Source organism: Streptomyces sp. TLI_105 (assembly GCF_900105415.1).
Taxonomy (GTDB): domain Bacteria; phylum Actinomycetota; class Actinomycetes; order Streptomycetales; family Streptomycetaceae; genus Streptomyces.
Map to the genome: position 1 here is coordinate 7,927,527 of NZ_FNSM01000001.1, position 16,232 is coordinate 7,943,758.

Genomic DNA, 16,232 nt, shown 5'->3' on the forward strand with positions numbered 1-16,232 from the left:
CGGTGTCATGGACGACATGACGTTCCGCATGCCGAGGCCGCCGCGCCTCGCGTTCCGGCCCCCGGCCGTCCGGCCTCCCGCGTTCACCGGGCGCCTTCACGATGCCAGAACCGCGACGGCCGTCGGCCGTTGGCTCGGCGTGGCCTTCGCCGTCTGCTTCCTGACCGGCCTCGTCAGCCACTACCTCCAGCAGCCGCCCGACTGGCTCGCCGACCGGCTGCCCGCCCGGCCGGTGTGGGGCTACGCACTCAGCCAGGGCCTGCACGTCGCCACCGGACTCGCGGCGATCGTGCTCCTGCTGGTCAAACTGTGGGCGGTGTACCCCCGGTTGTTCGTGTGGCCGCCGGTCCGGTCCGTGCGACACGCGCTGGAACGGCTGTCCGTCGCGGTCCTCGTGGCCGCGGCCGTCTTCGAGGTGCTGACGGGACTGCTCAACATCGTCGAGTGGTACCCGTGGCCCTTCTCCTTCGTCCCCGTCCACTTCGCCGTCGCCTGGGTGGCGACCGGCTCGATCCTGCTGCACATCGCCGTCAAGGCACCCGACATCAGGGACCACTGGGGCCGACGCTCGGCGGGGACCCGAACCCTGCCGGCCCAGGACGCCGTCGACCGACGCTCGCTGCTCCTCGCCACGGGCGCTGCCGTCGGCGTGGTGACGCTGGCGACCGTCGGCCAGTCCTTCACCCCCTTGAAGGCGTTCGACCTGCTCGCACCCCGGCACCCCGACCACGGCCCGCAGGGACTGCCCGTGAACCGGACCGCCGCCGCGGCCGGAGTGACGGCACGCGCTCTGGCGGGCTGGCGTCTGGACGTCGCGGGACCCCGCCCGTACGTCCTCACTCTCGACGCCCTGAGATCGATGCCCCCGGCCGGAGCCCGGCTGCCGATCGCCTGTGTCGAAGGCTGGAGCGTCGGCGCCGACTGGGGCGGGGTACGCCTCCGGGACCTGATCGAGCGGGCCGGCGGACGGCCGGGCCGGGACGCCGTGCGGGTGACGTCGCTGGAGGTGAACGGGGCCTACCGGGTGATGGAGATGGGCGCGGAGTACGCGGACGATCCGCTCACCCTCCTGGCCCTGAGCCTCAACGGGCAGCCGCTTTCGCTCGATCACGGCTTCCCGGCGCGGATCATCGCCCCCGGCCGGCCCGGGGTCCTGCAGACGAAGTGGGTACACAGGCTGGAGGTGCTGTGAGGACGGTGAGCGTGCTGCGGTACGGACTCGGGGCGCTGGGTGTCGCCCTCGTGGGGCTCGGAGCGTGGCTGGTGGTGGCCGAGCCGGATCCGCTCGGTGTGCTCGTGTGGCTGGCGGGTGCGCTCGTCCTGCACGACGGGATCCTCGCCCCCCTCGTCCTGGCCGTGGGGCTGCTGCTCGTGGGACGGCGCCGACGGGGCCTGCTGCGCGGGGCGCTGCTGGTCGCGGGGAGCGTGGTGCTGGTGACGCTCCCCCTCCTCGTACGGCCGGGAGCGCCGCCCAATCCCTCGGCGCTGCCCCTCCCGTACGGGCGGAACCTCGCGATCGTACTGGTGGCCGTGACCGTGGTGACGGGGGTGCGGGTCGCCGTACAGCGGTGGCGGGAGCGCCGTCAGGCCCGGGCGGCGGCGGACGACTGAGGGACGAGCGACAGGAACGCACGCCCCTCCAGGGTCCATTGTTCGGAGACGTCCCAGCCGGCGCGTCGCGCGTGCGCGGCCAAGGCGCGGGTGCCGGCCCGGGCCCAGGGGAACGGCGCACCGCGTCCGCCCCTGCCGTCCTCGACGCGTACCTCGCAGCACTCGTCGACGTCCACGGGCGCGCATTCCGTGAGGAGGCGCCCGGAAGGCGACACGACCTGGCGGAGCCGGCGCAGCAGGACGGTCGGGTCGCCGCCGATCCCTATGTTGCCGTCGATCAGCAGCGCCGTGTCCCAGCGCCCCTCGGCGGGCAGCGGTTCGAAGACCGAGCGGCACAGGGCCGGCCCGCCCAGCCGCAGAGTGCGGGCGACGGCCTCGGGGCTGATGTCGATCCCCAGGGCGGGCCGGCCCTCGGCGGACAGTGCGGCGACGAGCCGGCCCGGTCCGCAGCCGATGTCGAGGACGGTGCCCCGGCAGTGGTCGAGTACGGAGCGGTCGGCGCTGTCGGGTGCCATGCACCAGCGCTCGATCTCCAGGGGCAGGAGCCAGCCGTCGTGTCGGCGCAGGAAGAGCGGGCCCCTGCCGGTGCGCAGGGCGCAGTCGTACGGGTCGGACCGCCAGGCCGTGGCCGTGCTCAACGGCCCGCTCCCGTGGTCGTGGCGGTCAGCTCGGCGTACCGGGCGGCGAAGCGGGTCCCGGGCGCGGCGGCCGCCACCTGCCGGGCGTCCGATGCGGTGTCCACGTCCCGCAGGACGGGCAGCTCTCCGACGCGCAGCCCGGCCGCCCGCAGCCGGGCGTGCTGGACGGCGCCGGTGTCGGGTGTGGACATCGGAACGCCGAGAAGGAGGGAAGGGGCGGGACGGGCGAGGCCGAGGGCCCAGAAGCCCCCGTCGACGGCCGATCCGAACCAGGCGTCGTACGCGTCCCAGCGCAGGGCGGGGGCCAGGAGCTCCGGTGTCACGTGCGGGGTGTCCATGCCGATGAGCAGGGCCGGCCCCGGGCAGCCGGCGAACGCGGCGGCCAGGCGCACGTCGAGCCCTCCGCTTGCCTGGGGGACGACCTCGAAGCCCGGCGGCAGCCACGGACCCGGCCGCCCGTCGAGCACGAGGACGTGCCGGTCGGCGGAGACGCGCGCCACAGCCGAGAGCGTGTCGGCGAGGGCGGCCTCGGCGAGCGCGGCCGCCTCCTCGGGGGTGAACGGGGGAGTGAGCCGCGTCTTCACGCGGCCGGGCCGGGGCTCCTTGGCGATGACGAGGAGGGTGGTCACGGGCGGCCACCGCCCGCCGGCGCCGGTTCGTCGAGCACCTTGCGCATGTCGTGGACCGCCTGCCAGGTGCCCTTCCAGGTACCCGTGACCTTGGACCGGCCGGTCCGGGGCAGGTACGGGACGTCGACCTCGCGCACCCGCCAGCCGGCGTCGGCCGCCCGTACGACCATCTGCAGCGGGTAGCCGCTGCGCCGGTCGTCGAGACCGAGGCCGAGCAGCGCCTCGCGGCGGGCTGCCCGCATGGGGCCGAGGTCGCGCAGCCGCAGCCCGGTGCGCCGGCGCAGCAGCCAGGACAGGGCGAGGTTCCCGGCCCGGGCGTGGACCGGCCACGCGCCGCGCTCGGTGGGGCGCCTGCGGCCCAGCAGAAGATCGGCGGAGCCGTCGGCCACCGCACCGACGAGGCCGGGCAGCAAGCCGGGGTCAAGGGATGCGTCACAGTCGCAGAAGCAGACGAACTCGGCTTCGGAGGCGAGCAGTCCGGCGTGGCAGGCGGCGCCGAAGCCGCGCCGGGGCTCGTGCACGACGGTGGCGCCGAGCGCGGCGGCGAGGGTCGCCGATCCGTCGGAGGAGCCGTTGTCGACGACGACGGCCCGCCATCCGGCCGGAACGCGGGCCAGGACCCAGGGCAGGGCATCCGCCTCGTCGAGGCAGGGAAGGACGACATCTACGGTCATGGGTGTCACATGCCTCACCGTAGGAACCGCAGGGCCTCCGAGGGGCGCTTCACTCCTTACGAAACGCGGACGTCCTCCGTCGTACGCCCAGGTGGCCGTGACCGCCCGGCGGGCGGATGCGACGCTGTGCGGCATGAGTGAGCACAGCGCCCCGCCGCCCCCGGCCCGGATCCTGGTGGTGGACGACGATCCGACCGTGGCCGAGGTGGTGACCGGATACCTCGACAGGTCCGGCTTCGCCGTGGAGCACGCGGCCGACGGTCCCGACGCCCTGCTGCGGGCCGGGGCGCGGCGGCCGGACCTCGTCGTGCTCGACCTGATGCTGCCCGGTCTGGACGGTCTGGAGGTGTGCCGGCGACTCCGGGAGACCGGGGCCGTGCCGGTGATCATGCTCACCGCACGGGGCGACGAGGAGGACCGGATCACGGGCCTGGAGGTGGGCGCCGACGACTACGTCACGAAGCCGTTCAGCCCGCGCGAGCTCGTGCTGCGCGTCGAGTCCGTACTCCGCCGCAGCCGAGCGGCCACCGGTCCGACGGCACCGCGGACGGTCCTGCGCGCCGCCGGTCTCGCCGTCGACCCGGTCACCCGGAGGGCCACGCGTGGGGGTCGTGAACTGGCCCTCACCTTGCGCGAGTTCGACCTCCTGGCGCATTTCCTGGAGCACCCCGGCAAGGCGCACGCCAGGGAGGAGCTGATGAAGCAGGTGTGGGGTTGGGACTTCGGTGACCTGTCCACGGTCACGGTCCACGTCCGGCGGCTGCGCGCCAAGATCGAGGACGACCCGGCGCAGCCCCGGCTCATCCAGACCGTATGGGGCGTCGGATACCGCTTCGAGCCCCGGCAGGGCGGGGGAGCGGCATGAAGGACGTTCTGCTGATCGCCGGATTCGCCCTGGCGGGAGCCGTCTGCGCCGGTCTCGCCGGGGCGCTCGTCCTCCGTCTCGTACGACATCGTTCGGTCGCGGTCTCCCTGACGGTGGTGGCGGCCGTCACGGTGACGGCGATGCTCGCCGGGACGCTCGCGGTCGCGCAGGCCATGTTCCTGTCCGCGCACGACCTGTGGGTGGTGACCGTCGTCGTCGCGATGGCGGCCCTCGTCTCGCTCGGCACCGCCCTGGTCCTGGGCCGCTGGGTGGTGGCCCGCAGCCGGGCACTCGCCCGCGCGGCGCGCGACTTCGGCGACGGCGGCAGCTTCTCCGCCCCCGACGGCGCCGCCACCGCCGAACTCGCCGCGCTCAGCCGTGAACTGGCGGTCACCAGCGCCAAGCTCGACGTGTCCCGGCGCCGTGAGCGTGCCCTGGAGACGTCCCGCCGGGAACTCGTCGCCTGGATCTCCCACGATCTGCGCACTCCGCTTGCGGGGCTGCGGGCCATGGCGGAGGCCCTGGAGGACGGCATGGCCGCCGACCCCGCCCGCTATCACCGACAGATGCGCACCGAGGTCGAGCGCCTGACCGCCATGGTCACCGACCTCTTCGAACTCTCCCGCATCCACGCCGGCGCCCTGACCCTCAGCCCGAGCCGCATGTCCGTGTACGACCTGGTCGACGACGCCCTGAGCGGCGCCGACCCGGTCGCGCGCGAACACGGCGTGCGCCTGGTGGGGGAGGAGGTCGCGGCGATCCCCGTCGAGGTGGACGGCAGGGAGATGGCCCGGGTCCTGGCGAACCTCCTCGTCAACGCCATCCGCCACACGCCGGCCGACGGCACCGTGGCAGTGGCGGCCGAACGCCGAGAGGACGCCGTCGTCCTGTCCGTCACCGACGGCTGCGGCGGCATCCCCGACAAGGACCTCACCCGCGTCTTCGACACCGGCTGGCGCGGCACCGAGGCCCGCACCCCGCCGGCCGGCGCCGGCCTCGGCCTCGCCATCGTCCGCGGCATCGTCGAGGCCCACGCCGGCCGCGCCGAGGTCCGCAACGTCCCCGGAGGCTGCCGCTTCGAGGTCACCCTGCCGGCGGCGGGCTGACCCCGATCACCCCAAGGCCGCCGGGGCCCGTTGTTCGGCACGGGCGAACTCCGTCATGCCCTCGGCGAAGCCGACCGCGGGCCGCCAGCCCAGGTCCTTCCGCAGCAGGGCGGAGTCGGCGGTGACGTGCCGGACGTCGCCCAGCCGGTACTCGCCCGTGACCACGGGCTCGGGACCCCCACACGCCCGGGCCAGGGCGGTAGCCATCTCGCCGACGGTGTGCGGTTCGCCGCTGCCGGTGTTGTACGCGGTGAGCGCGCCGACCGGCAGCCCGTCCCCGGCCTCCAGCGCGACCAGGTTGGCCGCCGCCACGTCCCGTACGTGCACGAAGTCCCGCCGCTGACCCCCGTCCTCGAACACCCGGGGCGCCTCGCCCCGGGCGAGGGCCGAGCGGAAGAGGGAGGCCACGCCGGCGTACGGGGTGTCGCGGGGCATCCCGGGCCCGTACACGTTGTGGTAGCGCAGCGAGACCGCCGTGCCCCCCACCGCACGAGCCCATGCGGCCGCCAGGTGCTCCTGGGCGAGCTTCGTCGTGGCGTACACGTTCCGGGGGTCCGCGGGCGCGTCCTCGCCGACCAGACCCGGGGCGAGTTCCGCGTCGCAGACGGGGCAGCGCGGCTCGAAGCGGCCCGAGGCGAGGTCCTCGGGGTGGCGGGCGCCGGGCCGTACGGCGCCGTGCGCGGGGCACTCGTACCGCCCTTCCCCGTACACGACCATCGATCCGGCGAGGACGAGTCGCCGTACGCCGAGGTCCGCCATGGCGGTGAGCAGGACGGCCGTGCCGAGGTCGTTGCAGCCCACGTACTCCGGGGCGTCGGCGAAGTCCTTGCCGAGACCGACCATGGCGGCCTGGTGGCACACCGCGTCGACACCGTGCAGGGCGGCGCCGACCGCCCGGGGATCCCGGACGTCCGCATGGAGGAACTCGACGGCCGCGACCTCGGGCGTCACGTGGTGTGCGCCGGGCAGCAGGGCGTCGAGAACCACCGGCTCGTGCCCGGCCCTCATGAGGGCATTGACGATGTGTGAGCCGATGAATCCGGCTCCTCCCGTGACAAGTACACGCATGGGGGTGACGCTACGGACCGCCGCCGCGTCCAGGAGGTGCCCGCGCCCGGCCGTAAGACTTCCGTCATCCCAGTGGGGCATTCCCGTTCCGGCCATGTACGCATGCGGGTCGGCCGTTCCGCGCCGCATCGTGCGGGTGCGAGGCCGCCGTCAGGCGAGGCTCCCGCCGCCCCGTGACCCCCGTCCTGTGAGGTTCCTGTCGGGAATCCGGGCGCTGTCCCGGTCGAGTCACCGGAAAGCGGCGAACCGACGGGAGCACCTCAGGAAGCACCGCATCGTCGCCCTCGGCGCCGGGTGTGCCGGGAAGCCGAAGCACCTGGGCGGCAAGGCCGCACGGATCAAGGGCGGCATCCTCGGGATGTCGCTGTGGACCACCTCGCACCCGACCTTCGGCCTGCCCAGGCGCCGGCACCGCCTCACCGCCGCGACGGGCCCGTCCGCCGAGAAGGCGGCCGCGCAGAATGCGCCCGCCGAGAGCGCGGTCGTGTAGCCGCCGGGGACGGTCTCCCTGGACGGCATCACCACGGACCGCTTCGACACCGGCCGGTTCGAGGCCAACCGGTTCGAGGCCGACCGCCCGCGAACGCCGCGATCTACGATGCCGAGAGCTCCTACTTTCGACCTGCTCGACGCCACCGTCGTCAACAAGATGGTCACGTAGATGACGGACCCCCGGAACGGCGACGGGTCGGACGACGACCGCGTTCACATGGGCGACAACGCGCCGGGGGCCTGGCGGCCGACGAGCTACCCGGACATGCAGGATCCCCACTGCACCCAGGCGAGCCAGGCCGTCACGCCGTACTGGGGACGGGGCAAGCCCTTCGCCCCCACCTCCGGATCGCAGTTCCGGCCGCCCACATCCGGCTTGTACGGCACGTACGAGCAGCTCCTGGCCGGCGACGCGTGCAAGGCGCAGGTGGAGGCCGCCCGGTCGGCCGGCTCCTCCAGGCCACCCGCGAGATCGCCACCACGTGCGGGCTGACCACGTACGAGAACGCGAAGCTGTTCGCCCTCGTGGCCATCACGATGGCCGATGCCGGCATCGGCCATCGTGACATGAAGTACCTCGTGCCCATCGACCTGTGGCGCCCCGTCTCCGTCATCCGGGAAAGCGGGCTCCACCCGGAGCGGAAGCCGCTCCTGAAGAACCCGGCCGGCGTCAACCTCACGCTCTGCTTCACCCTCGGCGACAAGATCACCCACCACGTCTGCACCACCAAGCTGCGCACGCTCTGAGCGGGCGGGCACGTCCTGGCCCGATGACGTAAGCCTTTCGTCATCGGGCCCTGGCTGTCCGGCGAGCGTTCGATCACCTTGAATGGCGACGAAGGTGAACAGCAGACACGGAGGAGGGGCGTCGTGGGGCGCGTCACGAGGAAACAGCGGTGGGGCGCGGTGGTGGTTGCGGTGCTGGCGGTGGCCGGGCTGTCGTGGTTCAAGCCCTGGGCGCTGTGGGTGGACGAGACGGTGAACGAGGCGCTGCCTTCCGCGAGCGCGACTCCGAACAGGCCGGCGACGGGTGAGCCCTCCTCCGCGTCGGCCACTCCCGCACCGCCCGGCCCGGTCACCGTCGCGCAAGGCAGTTTCGTCAGTCACGAGCACGCCACGACCGGCACGGTGAAGATCGTCCGGCTCGCGGACGGCACCCACACGCTCCGGCTCGAGGGCCTGGACACGAGCAACGGCCCGGACCTGCGCGTCTGGCTGAGCGACGCGCCCGTGGAGGAGGGCAAGGACGGCTGGGGCGTGTTCGACGACGGGAAATACGTCGACCTCGCCAAGCTGAAGGGCAACAAGGGCGACCAGAACTACCCGCTGCCCGCTGACGTCGACTGGTCGACGTACCCGAGCGTCAGCATCTGGTGCGACCGGTTCGACGTCTCCTTCGGCGCTGCGGCGCTCGTTCGCACCTGACACCGGTTCGACAGGCGCTCGACGATGATGCCCCGGAGCACACCGCGTCCACCGGGGCATTGCTGCGCGCATTCCCTTGCCGCGTACGGCAGTTCATGACGTTGTACGATCTTCGCTGATCCGCGCGCCAACCGGTGATGACGTGGTGGTCGCCTCCTGTTCCCCGCCGGGTCCGTCACAGGACCGCGCGATCAGGACGGGTTGCCGGGAGCCCCGTCGCCCTCGACGTTGGCCACCATCCTGCGCAGTACCTTGAGCGCGGCCACGTACTCCTCGTCGCTGATGCCCTGGTGGACCACGGCGCGTACCTCGGTCGCCAGCTCGCGGAGCCGTGCTCTGGCGGCCTCGCCGGCATCCGTGAGGTGCAGGCGCTGCCCGTCGTCGATCCGGAGCCATGCGCGGTGGAGCAGCTGGTCGACGACCCTGGCGATCTCGTGGGGTCCGTCGGCGAGGTGCGTCAGCTGCGCGACGACCTCCTCGCGGCTCGGCGCCGCGGGGCCGCCGTTCACGCGGTTGAGCACCCAGTACTGCGACTGCGTGACGTCGATCCTGGCCATGGCGTCACGCAGATGCCGGGTGACGGCCGTCTGGGTCAGGCCGCACCAGTAGCCGACCGGCTGAGTGGCCAGCATGTCATCGGTGGCGGCCGGGTTCGCCGGCGCCTGGTCGGTGGCGGATCCAGTCAGTAATCCCATGATCGCGACACTACCTTCCGTCAGGACGTCGGCTGCCCGGTGGGGACTCTGACGAACGAGCTCGCCAAACTCGGGCATCCCGCACGCCCCCGGGCCGTCGCTGTCTTCGGCCTGTTCCAGACGTGGCTCCGGGCGCAGTTCGAGGAACTCGGCTTCGCCGGCGAGACCGGCGAGGCCGGCGAGCTTGCGATACATGTCTGGCCTTCAGCCAGGGCGGGGCGACCCTGTCCAACGCCTTCCACGACGGACGGTTCGTGCGGCGGGAGGTCGCCCGCTTCCGTGTTCGTCGTCCTGCTCCGCTGCGCGGCCAACAAGAGCCAGGCGCCGGATCACATGGCAGAGCATCAGGAGTGGGCCGCGCTCCGCTCGATCCGCGCGGCCCGCCCTGACGGCACACCCCTCTACGTGATCACGGACAACCTCTCCGCTCACCAGGTGAGTACGCGGGCACTTGCCCGTACCGTGCGCGTCAGGCTGCGGCGGGGGTGACGTTGGCGTTCCGGTGGAAGACGTTCTCCGGGTCGTACTTGGACTTGATCCGGGCCAGCCGCTGGTACTTCTCCGGCCCGTAGGACGCCCGGACGCGGTCCTCCTCGATCTCGGTCATGAAGTTGACGTAGCCACCGGGGCCGACCGCGTGCGGCAGCAGCTCGGTCCACAGCGCCCTGACCCAGGCGGTGTCGGCCACCAGCTCCTCCGGGGCGGAGGTGAGGGCGGTGAGGGCCATCATGTAGCCGGGTTCGCGCGGGCTTCCGTAGGCCGTGGCGTCCTCGTCGACCTCGGTGAAGGCGCCGTCCAGCCGGAAGGTCGGGCAGAAGGTCAGCGGCGAGGTCTTGCGCCGCAGGTACTCGTTCAGCAGCGCGATCACGTCGTCGGTCAACTCCGTGACGGGGAGCCCCTTCTCGTAGTCGAGGATCCCGTACGGCGAGGAGTCGTCGAGCATGCTCTGCAGTTGGGTGTACGGCAGCGGGGTCCGCATCTCGAAGAGCCTCGGCGGCCCATCGTCCAGCAGGGCGGCCGCGGCGGCGTGCTCCTCAGCGCTGCCGAAGCCTCCGATGATCAGTGCGTGGCCGAGCTTGCCGTGGTGCTCGACCGGTACGAAGGGCTCCGGCGGGGCGCTCAGCCCGATGCCGACCAGCGCACTGTGCTTCGGCGGCAGCGCCGGAACCACCTCGCGGATCAGCTCCATCGCCTCGCGGCCCACCGACATGTCCCAGAAGAAGACACCGACGTGCACCTCGGGCCCCACCGCGTGCAGCCCGAAGTCGAAGGCCGTGACCACCCCGAAGTTCCCACCGCCGCCGCGCAGCGCCCAGAACAGGTCCGGGTTCTCCTCGGCCGACGCGTGCACCAGGGTGCCGTTGGCCAGCACGACCTCGGCGCCCAGCAGGTTGTCGATGGTCAGGCCGTGGCGGCGGGTGAGCCAGCCCATGCCACCGCCGAGGGTCAGGCCGCCGACGCCCGTGTGGCTGATGGTGCCGGCCGGCACGGCGAGGCCGTGCGTCTGGGTGGCGGCGTCGAGCTGGGCGAGGGTGGCTCCGCCGCCGCAGCGGGCGGTGCGGGCCTCGGGGTCGACCGTGACGGTGTGCATCGCGGTCAGGTCGACGACCAGCCCGTCGGGGCAGACGGCGGCACCCGCCGGGTTGTGCCCTCCGCAGCGCACCGACACCTCGAGGTGCTCGTCACGGGCGAAGGACAGCGCGGTGGCGACATCCGGGGGGTCGATGCAGCGGACCAGCAGGGCGGGGCGGTGGTCGATGGCTCCGTTGGCCACGGAGCGGGCGGTGTCGTACTCAGGATGCTCCGGCCCGAGGACGTCTCCCCTGATCCGGCCCCTGAGCGAGCCGACGGCATGATCGGTGAGCTGGGTCATGACAGCCTCCGCGGAGCAGACGAGGCTTACCCCTGCCACGCTAGCCCTCGTCCCACAGGATGACCATTCACGTAAACCGGAGAGGAGATCGTGCCGGAGCACGTCGGCGACGGAATGCGGTTCGACCTCCACTCGGCGAGGATTCCCGGTCGGGGTCCTAGTGCTGTGACCGGCAACGTTCACCGGGTTGCTCGTTGTGCTGGTGGGAAGTGACGACTTCCCACCAGCAGGGGAGGCGGGAGGGCACCACCGGTCAAGGTCCGGAGGCCGACTGGGCAAAAGGAGCAGAAGCTTCAGCGACTCGTGTGGCGGGGCAGCACGAGCTCGGTGCGGTTTCGGCGGGCGATGATGCTGCCGGCCTCGGATGGCGGCCACGAAGTCCCGGTGATCGCGCGGCTGGTCCAGGCGGACGAGGACACCGTCCGCGACGTGGTCCACCGCTTCCACGAGATCGGGCTCGCACGCCTCAACCCTCGGGCGGGAGGCCGTCCCCACCTGCTGCGCAGTGCCGACGAGAACTTCGTCATCCAGACGGCCACCACCCGCCCCACCATGCTGGGCAAACCCTTCACCCGCTGGTCGATCCGCAAACTGGTCGATCACCTCCGCAGGAACACAGCCCGGCCCGTCCGATCGGCCGCGAGGCCCCGCGCTCGTTACTGGCACGTCGCGGGATCACCTTCCAGCGGACGAAGACCTGGAAGGAATCCCGGATCCAGCGTTCGGCGCCAAGCTGGAACGGATCGAGTGCGCGGTCGAGGAACGTCCGGACCGCACGTTCGCCTTCGACGCGTTCGGGCCCCTGGGCATCCGCCCACCGCCGCTCCTGCTGGGTCGAACAGAGCCGCCCCGACCGATTGCCAGCCGCCTACCGACGCACCCACGGGCATCACCTACTTCCACGGCTGCTACTCGGTCGGCGGCGACGAGCTGTGGGGGGGATCAACCGGCTCCGCAGGGGCACCGACCACACCTGGGCCGCCCTGCGGTCCATCCGCGCCACCTGTCCGGACGGCGCCCCGATCTACGTGATCCTCGACAACCTCTCCGCCCACCTGAACCGGAGAATCCGCAGGTGGGTGGACTGGAACAAGGTCGAGCCGTGCTTCACCCCGACCTGCGCGTTCTGGGCCGACCCCATCGAGGCCCACTTCGGACCGCCGCGGCAGTTCACGCCGGCCCACTCCCACCATCCGAACCACACCGTCCAGACCCGGGCCCCGCACGCCTACCTGCGCCGGCGGAACAACAACGCCCGCCACCCCGATGTCCTGGCCGCCCAGCGACGCGAACGCGCACGCATCCGCAGCGAACGAGGTGTCCGCTGGGGCGGTAGACCTCTACCAGAGGCGGCCTGACGTCATCGCCCCGACCACAGGAACTGCTCGTCCGGTTCCTCACGCCGCTCCAGCACTCCCGCGGCGACCAACTGAAGCGGCACCTCATGGAGGACGTTCCCCAACGGGTTGTTTCGTTCAGAACACCGACTTGACCTGCGTGAACGTCACAGGCGCCTCAAAGATCCCCGACGAGCGGCCCACGACGAAGGCTGCACCGTCCCCATCGGTCCATCCGGCCAAGCCCTCGGAAAGATCCACGAACCGATCCTGCCGTCACACGATCGGACCCGGTGAACCTTTCCGATCACAGCACCAGCTGGATGTGGTTGCCCTCTTCCCTCGCGATACGGTGCTGTCATGTCTCGATCAGTCGAAACCGGATCAGTCTTGTCTCCCGTCACCGCGGACGACGTCGACCTTGCCGTGCGGCTCGCCGTGGGCACCCTTCGAGACGCACCCCCGGAGGGGTGGGGCGGTAAGGCCGGTTCGCTGGAGTGGGACTGCTGGGAGACCGTCGAGCACCTCGCCAACGACCTGCTCTACTACGCCGTGCAGCTGGGGCCGCAGATCCCGCCGCTGGACACCCATGTGCCTTTCGCGTTGAGCCAGAAGAGGCCGGACGGACCCATGGTCTTCGTCTACGCGGACCGTGATGCGGGTCCGGCCGGACTGATGCAGGTGCTGGAGGCGTGCGGCGCGCTGCTGGTCGCCATGGTGCGTACGACGCCGCCCCGGGTCCGCGCCCACCACGCCGCCGGGGTGTCGGACCCCGAAGGCTTCGCGGCGCTGGGGCTGCAAGAGACGCTGGTGCACATGCACGATGTGGCGGAAGGCTTCGGACTTGCCTGGACCCCGCCCTCCGCTCTCTGCTCGCGGGTGCTCGCCCGTCTGTTTCCAGAGGCTCCGGACGGCGCGGATCCCTGGCTCACCCTGTTGTGGGCCACCGGCCGCGCCGAACTGCCGGGGCACCCCCGTCTCACCACGTGGCGCTCGGACAGCACACCGCGGTCATAGGTGCGGATCGGCTTCAGCCGCGGTCAGCCTGATGATCGTGCCCTTACCGCGGCGAGAGCGCACCGGGCCACCCGCCCCATCGCCCAGAACGAGCTGGTCATCGACCAGAGTTACAAGGACGCGCTGCCGAAGGCACCGGTCCAGGCGGACCTCGACGCGTTCACCGCGAACCCGAAGGTCCCCACCCCGCGGATCACCGTCTTCGCCCCGCAGCCCGCGAACGGCAAGTGGGTCGCTTCCGACGACAGCACGTGGATCGGCGACTCCGCTGCCGCGAGCTCCCGGCTCGGCCTCGACACGGTCGACGTGGTCACCGACGCCGATCTCGCCGGGTCCACCGGCCCGATCCGGCGGGGCCGCACCCAGCAGATCTCCACCCCCCTGACGCTCGGCCCGTTCGGCGGCAGCGGCGCTCTTGGTGCCACCACCGGCGAGGTCGACTTCCTCGACATCAACGGTGACCGGTACCCGGACGTGGTCGGCAGCAAGGAGATCCAGTACTCCGACATGGACGGCGGCCTCGGCGCCACCCGCGGCAGCCTCGGCGGCAACGTCCGTGAGTCGACGTCGCTCTCCGGCGGCGTCGCCCTCAGCGCCGGTAGCCCGACCCGCACCCTCGCCAACGCGAGCGGCAACGACGCGCCGACCGGTCAGGTCCGCCGCCACCTCCGCGCGCACCGGCCCCGAGATGCCCGCCCTGGGCATCGGCGGCAACCTCGGTGGCGGTGAGTCCGACGCCAGGTTCGACCTCACCGACGTCAACGGCGACGGCCTCCCCGACCACGTGAAGTCCACCCGGAACAATGAGATGCAGGCCGCCCTCGACAAGGGCGGCCGCATCAACCTCCTCCGCTCGGTCAGTCGCCCCATGGGCGCCCGTATCGACCTCGACCACACCCGCACCGGCAACACCGCCGTCATGCCGGACAGCCGCTGGGTACTCTCCCGCTCCACCGTCACCGACGGGGTCCCCGGCGACGGCGCGGACGCGAGCAGCGCCACCTTCCGCTACGAGAAGGGCCGTTACCACCGCGCCGAACGCGAGTTCCCCGGCTTCGGCCGGGTGGTCACCGCACAGCGCGCCCCCGGTGCCGACGACGCCGTCCGCCGCGTCCGCACCGACGACTGCCGCACCGACGGCTACGTCACCCGCGGACTTCTCACCCGCAGCCTCACCGAGGGCGGAACTGAAGCTCACCGGGCCCACGGGCCCCACCATTCTGGCGGCGGTGGGTCCATCGGCGCTGACGTCGGCTGGTCAGGATGCAGGCCGAGCCGCTGAAGAGCGTCAGCGCGGAAGCGAACAACAAACGTGCCATGCCAGTGGCCGTCCGAACGGACACCACACATCAGGTCGACCCGGACCTCATCCTCGGCGAACGGGTTCCAGTCGACACCTCGGTCCCGCAGTCAAACCGCCGTCAGCCAACCCGGCCGCGGGCGACCGGGAACGTTCTCGTAGCGGAAGAGAGTCACCCATGCGAAAGCCTTGTCTTCCATGCCGACATCGTGCCGCAGCACGGAGTCCGGCTGCTCGGTCTTTTCCGTCACGGAAATCCGGTCAGAGCCGTTTTCGCGGCTCTGACCGCAGCTCCGTGAAACCCCAGGCCGATCGCTCGCCGTCTCGGGGCGCGATAGCGTGCGCCTGTGACAAAGCTCGTCCTGGATACTCAGGTCCTCGTGAACTTCCGGCACCACGACTTCACAGGGCACGGACCGCACGGCTGCCGCTGGGTCGACGTGAAGTCCTTCCGATTCCCTCAGGGCACCCAGGACAGTGATCTGCTGGCGGCGCTCGTCGCGCACGAGCAGTTCCGCGATGACTACGCGGGCGGCGGTGTCGATCCTGCGGGGATGCGCCACGGCCCGTACTGGCTCAAGCACGTCACGGCGCATGCCTACCGGCCGGTCGCCAGCACAGAGGCACTCCGCACCCTCCGCAGCTGGGCCGGCCAGCACGGTGCCATCCCGGAGTCCCTGGAGGAGACTCTCGCCTCGACCGTGCATACCCCGATCGAATCGGCCACCAGCTGCTACCACCTCCAGGACCTGGGGCACCAGAAGTTCCACGACTGGGGCGGCGTGCACACCGACTTCCACGAATACCTCGTCATCGATCAGGACCGGGCTCTGCTGACGCTCCTGGTCGCAGCCGACGACTGAGCCCGAGACCGTTCACGAAACCACGGTCAGAGCCGTTTTCGCAGAGCGTCATCACCGCAGGCCGCCCTCGGCCATCCGGGCGTGTGCTGTGGCCGCCTGGTCGAGTGGGTGGGGGCCCGCGACACGGACCTGGAGCACGCCCTGGTCTGCCAGGTGGGCGAGCTCGGCGAGCAGGGTGCCGTCGGCCTTGACGTACCGGTGGTCGACGTGGATGCCGAGTTCGGAGGGGGGTTCCATGCCGGGGACGGCGCCGACGTAGGTGCCGCCGTCGCGGACGGCGGTGAGTGCGTCCTTGCCCATCTGGGCTGCGTCGAGGACGGCGTCCGTGCTCGCGGGCCGGGGCAGAGGTCCGTCCAGGTGCCGGACCAGGTCCGGCGGGCGCGCCGGACCGGGGAGCACAGGGCGAGGTCGGGCAGTACGCCGCTCTCCGCCGGGAAGCTCCCGGTGGCCGGGGCGTCGCGCAGCCCGCGCGGGCCGAGGGGACGGTCCTGGTCGGCAACGCCCTCCGGCCAGGCGCTCTTGGCGTGCCGCGGGACGAACAGCCGGCGCGGTCGGCCGTCGGCGGATCCGGCGTGCTCAGGAGGCTCGGTGGAGGGCGGCACATCCTTGGGCGTGAGGGGCGGGTCCTCGAACGGCCAT

The 16,232-nt window shown here is 71.9% G+C and carries 21 protein-coding genes and 3 pseudogenes; 14 read left to right on the forward strand and 10 right to left on the reverse strand.

Annotation, left to right across the window (positions count from 1 at the left end; translation table 11 throughout):
- The first annotated feature begins 16 nt into the window (after positions 1–16).
- Both BLW86_RS36080 and BLW86_RS36085 read left to right on the forward strand, forming a co-directional pair.
- Positions 17–1,192: a molybdopterin-dependent oxidoreductase gene (locus tag BLW86_RS36080; protein WP_218138029.1), complete on the forward strand. Its 1,176-nt coding sequence runs from the start codon at positions 17–19 to the stop codon at positions 1,190–1,192.
- Positions 1,189–1,611, forward strand: a complete 423-nt coding sequence (locus tag BLW86_RS36085) for a hypothetical protein (RefSeq protein ID WP_371129648.1) — start codon at positions 1,189–1,191, stop codon at positions 1,609–1,611. The genes BLW86_RS36080 and BLW86_RS36085 overlap by 4 nt, the downstream gene beginning before the upstream one ends.
- Here the strand turns inward: BLW86_RS36085 and BLW86_RS36090 are convergent.
- The 3 genes from BLW86_RS36090 to BLW86_RS36100 are packed head-to-tail and all read right to left on the reverse strand — an operon-like array spanning position 1,584 to position 3,552.
- Positions 1,584–2,249, reverse strand: coding sequence for a class I SAM-dependent methyltransferase (locus BLW86_RS36090; RefSeq protein WP_093877913.1), 666 nt, complete (start codon positions 2,247–2,249; stop codon positions 1,584–1,586). The genes BLW86_RS36085 and BLW86_RS36090 overlap by 28 nt on opposite strands.
- Entirely contained in the window at positions 2,246–2,878 is a 633-nt protein-coding gene (locus tag BLW86_RS36095) for a TIGR04282 family arsenosugar biosynthesis glycosyltransferase (protein ID WP_093877914.1), read from the reverse strand. The genes BLW86_RS36090 and BLW86_RS36095 overlap by 4 nt, the downstream gene beginning before the upstream one ends.
- Entirely contained in the window at positions 2,875–3,552 is a 678-nt protein-coding gene (locus BLW86_RS36100; RefSeq protein ID WP_093877915.1) for a glycosyltransferase family 2 protein, read from the reverse strand. The genes BLW86_RS36095 and BLW86_RS36100 overlap by 4 nt, the downstream gene beginning before the upstream one ends.
- A 133-nt stretch (positions 3,553–3,685) precedes the next feature.
- Here BLW86_RS36100 and BLW86_RS36105 point away from each other — a divergent pair, with 133 nt between their 5' ends.
- A complete protein-coding gene (locus tag BLW86_RS36105; protein ID WP_093879063.1) occupies positions 3,686–4,417 on the forward strand; it encodes a response regulator transcription factor in 732 nt (243 codons plus the stop codon).
- Positions 4,414–5,523 carry a sensor histidine kinase gene (locus BLW86_RS36110; RefSeq protein WP_093877916.1) on the forward strand — a complete coding sequence of 370 codons (1,110 nt, stop codon included), beginning with the start codon at positions 4,414–4,416 and terminating at the stop codon, positions 5,521–5,523. Before BLW86_RS36105 ends, BLW86_RS36110 begins: the two co-directional genes overlap by 4 nt.
- Before the next feature lie 6 nt (positions 5,524–5,529).
- Here BLW86_RS36110 and BLW86_RS36115 read toward each other — a convergent pair whose 3' ends face one another.
- Positions 5,530–6,591, reverse strand: coding sequence for an NAD-dependent epimerase/dehydratase family protein (locus tag BLW86_RS36115; protein WP_093877917.1), 1,062 nt, complete (start codon positions 6,589–6,591; stop codon positions 5,530–5,532).
- Positions 6,592–6,778: 187 nt separating this feature from the next.
- On the opposite strand from BLW86_RS36115, the gene BLW86_RS43540 reads away from it, so the two are divergent.
- The 4 genes from BLW86_RS43540 (at position 6,779) to BLW86_RS36130 (ending at position 8,508) form a co-directional block, all read left to right on the forward strand.
- Positions 6,779–7,081 (forward strand): hypothetical protein, encoded by a 303-nt coding sequence (locus BLW86_RS43540; protein ID WP_256341553.1) that lies wholly within the window; start codon positions 6,779–6,781, stop codon positions 7,079–7,081.
- A gap of 171 nt (positions 7,082–7,252) precedes the next feature.
- Positions 7,253–7,576 (forward strand): hypothetical protein, encoded by a 324-nt coding sequence (locus tag BLW86_RS43545; protein WP_256341554.1) that lies wholly within the window; start codon positions 7,253–7,255, stop codon positions 7,574–7,576.
- Entirely contained in the window at positions 7,498–7,830 is a 333-nt protein-coding gene (locus BLW86_RS43550) for a phosphatase PAP2 family protein (protein WP_256341555.1), read from the forward strand. Before BLW86_RS43545 ends, BLW86_RS43550 begins: the two co-directional genes overlap by 79 nt.
- A 123-nt stretch (positions 7,831–7,953) precedes the next feature.
- The gene (locus tag BLW86_RS36130; protein WP_093877918.1) at positions 7,954–8,508 is read left to right on the forward strand and encodes a DM13 domain-containing protein; all 555 of its coding nucleotides are present in this window, start codon (positions 7,954–7,956) and stop codon (positions 8,506–8,508) included.
- Positions 8,509–8,699: 191 nt separating this feature from the next.
- On the opposite strand, the gene BLW86_RS36135 is transcribed toward BLW86_RS36130, so the two are convergent.
- Positions 8,700–9,203 carry a MarR family winged helix-turn-helix transcriptional regulator gene (locus BLW86_RS36135; protein ID WP_093877919.1) on the reverse strand — a complete coding sequence of 168 codons (504 nt, stop codon included), beginning with the start codon at positions 9,201–9,203 and terminating at the stop codon, positions 8,700–8,702.
- A gap of 351 nt (positions 9,204–9,554) precedes the next feature.
- On the opposite strand from BLW86_RS36135, the pseudogene BLW86_RS44150 reads away from it, so the two are divergent.
- Positions 9,555–9,635: pseudogene (locus BLW86_RS44150) on the forward strand (IS630 family transposase); the annotation flags it as partial.
- Between the two features lie 37 nt (positions 9,636–9,672).
- On the opposite strand, the gene BLW86_RS36145 reads toward BLW86_RS44150, so the two are convergent.
- Positions 9,673–11,076 carry an FAD-binding oxidoreductase gene (locus tag BLW86_RS36145; protein ID WP_093877920.1) on the reverse strand — a complete coding sequence of 468 codons (1,404 nt, stop codon included), beginning with the start codon at positions 11,074–11,076 and terminating at the stop codon, positions 9,673–9,675.
- Positions 11,077–11,421: 345 nt separating this feature from the next.
- On the opposite strand from BLW86_RS36145, the pseudogene BLW86_RS36150 reads away from it, so the two are divergent.
- A pseudogene (locus tag BLW86_RS36150) lies at positions 11,422–12,434 on the forward strand (IS630 family transposase).
- 117 nt (positions 12,435–12,551) lie between these two features.
- Here BLW86_RS36150 and BLW86_RS43555 read toward each other — a convergent pair.
- Positions 12,552–12,674: a hypothetical protein gene (locus BLW86_RS43555; protein WP_256341556.1), complete on the reverse strand. Its 123-nt coding sequence runs from the start codon at positions 12,672–12,674 to the stop codon at positions 12,552–12,554.
- Positions 12,675–12,773: 99 nt separating this feature from the next.
- On the opposite strand from BLW86_RS43555, the gene BLW86_RS36155 reads away from it, so the two are divergent.
- The 3 genes from BLW86_RS36155 to BLW86_RS43565 are packed head-to-tail and all read left to right on the forward strand — an operon-like array spanning position 12,774 to position 14,712.
- A complete protein-coding gene (locus BLW86_RS36155) occupies positions 12,774–13,430 on the forward strand; it encodes a hypothetical protein (RefSeq protein ID WP_093877921.1) in 657 nt (218 codons plus the stop codon).
- On the forward strand, positions 13,431–14,159 hold the full coding sequence (locus tag BLW86_RS43560; protein ID WP_256341557.1) for a hypothetical protein: 729 nt from the start codon (positions 13,431–13,433) through the stop codon (positions 14,157–14,159). It abuts the gene before it with no gap.
- A complete protein-coding gene (locus tag BLW86_RS43565) occupies positions 14,119–14,712 on the forward strand; it encodes a toxin TcdB middle/N-terminal domain-containing protein (protein WP_256341558.1) in 594 nt (197 codons plus the stop codon). The genes BLW86_RS43560 and BLW86_RS43565 overlap by 41 nt, the downstream gene beginning before the upstream one ends.
- A gap of 128 nt (positions 14,713–14,840) precedes the next feature.
- Here the strand turns inward: BLW86_RS43565 and BLW86_RS42285 are convergent, their stop codons facing one another.
- A complete protein-coding gene (locus tag BLW86_RS42285; RefSeq protein WP_177181854.1) occupies positions 14,841–14,981 on the reverse strand; it encodes a hypothetical protein in 141 nt (46 codons plus the stop codon).
- A 96-nt stretch (positions 14,982–15,077) separates the two neighbouring features.
- On the opposite strand from BLW86_RS42285, the gene BLW86_RS36165 reads away from it, so the two are divergent.
- A complete protein-coding gene (locus BLW86_RS36165) occupies positions 15,078–15,593 on the forward strand; it encodes a hypothetical protein (protein WP_218138030.1) in 516 nt (171 codons plus the stop codon).
- Positions 15,594–15,644: 51 nt separating this feature from the next.
- Here the strand turns inward: BLW86_RS36165 and BLW86_RS36170 are convergent, their stop codons facing one another.
- Together BLW86_RS36170 and BLW86_RS43575 are read right to left on the reverse strand one after the other, a co-directional pair.
- A complete protein-coding gene (locus BLW86_RS36170; RefSeq protein WP_143060316.1) occupies positions 15,645–15,893 on the reverse strand; it encodes a zinc-binding dehydrogenase in 249 nt (82 codons plus the stop codon).
- A 65-nt stretch (positions 15,894–15,958) separates the two neighbouring features.
- Positions 15,959–16,195 (reverse strand): annotated as a pseudogene (locus BLW86_RS43575) (histidine phosphatase family protein); the annotation flags it as partial.
- Positions 16,196–16,232 lie beyond the last annotated feature (37 nt).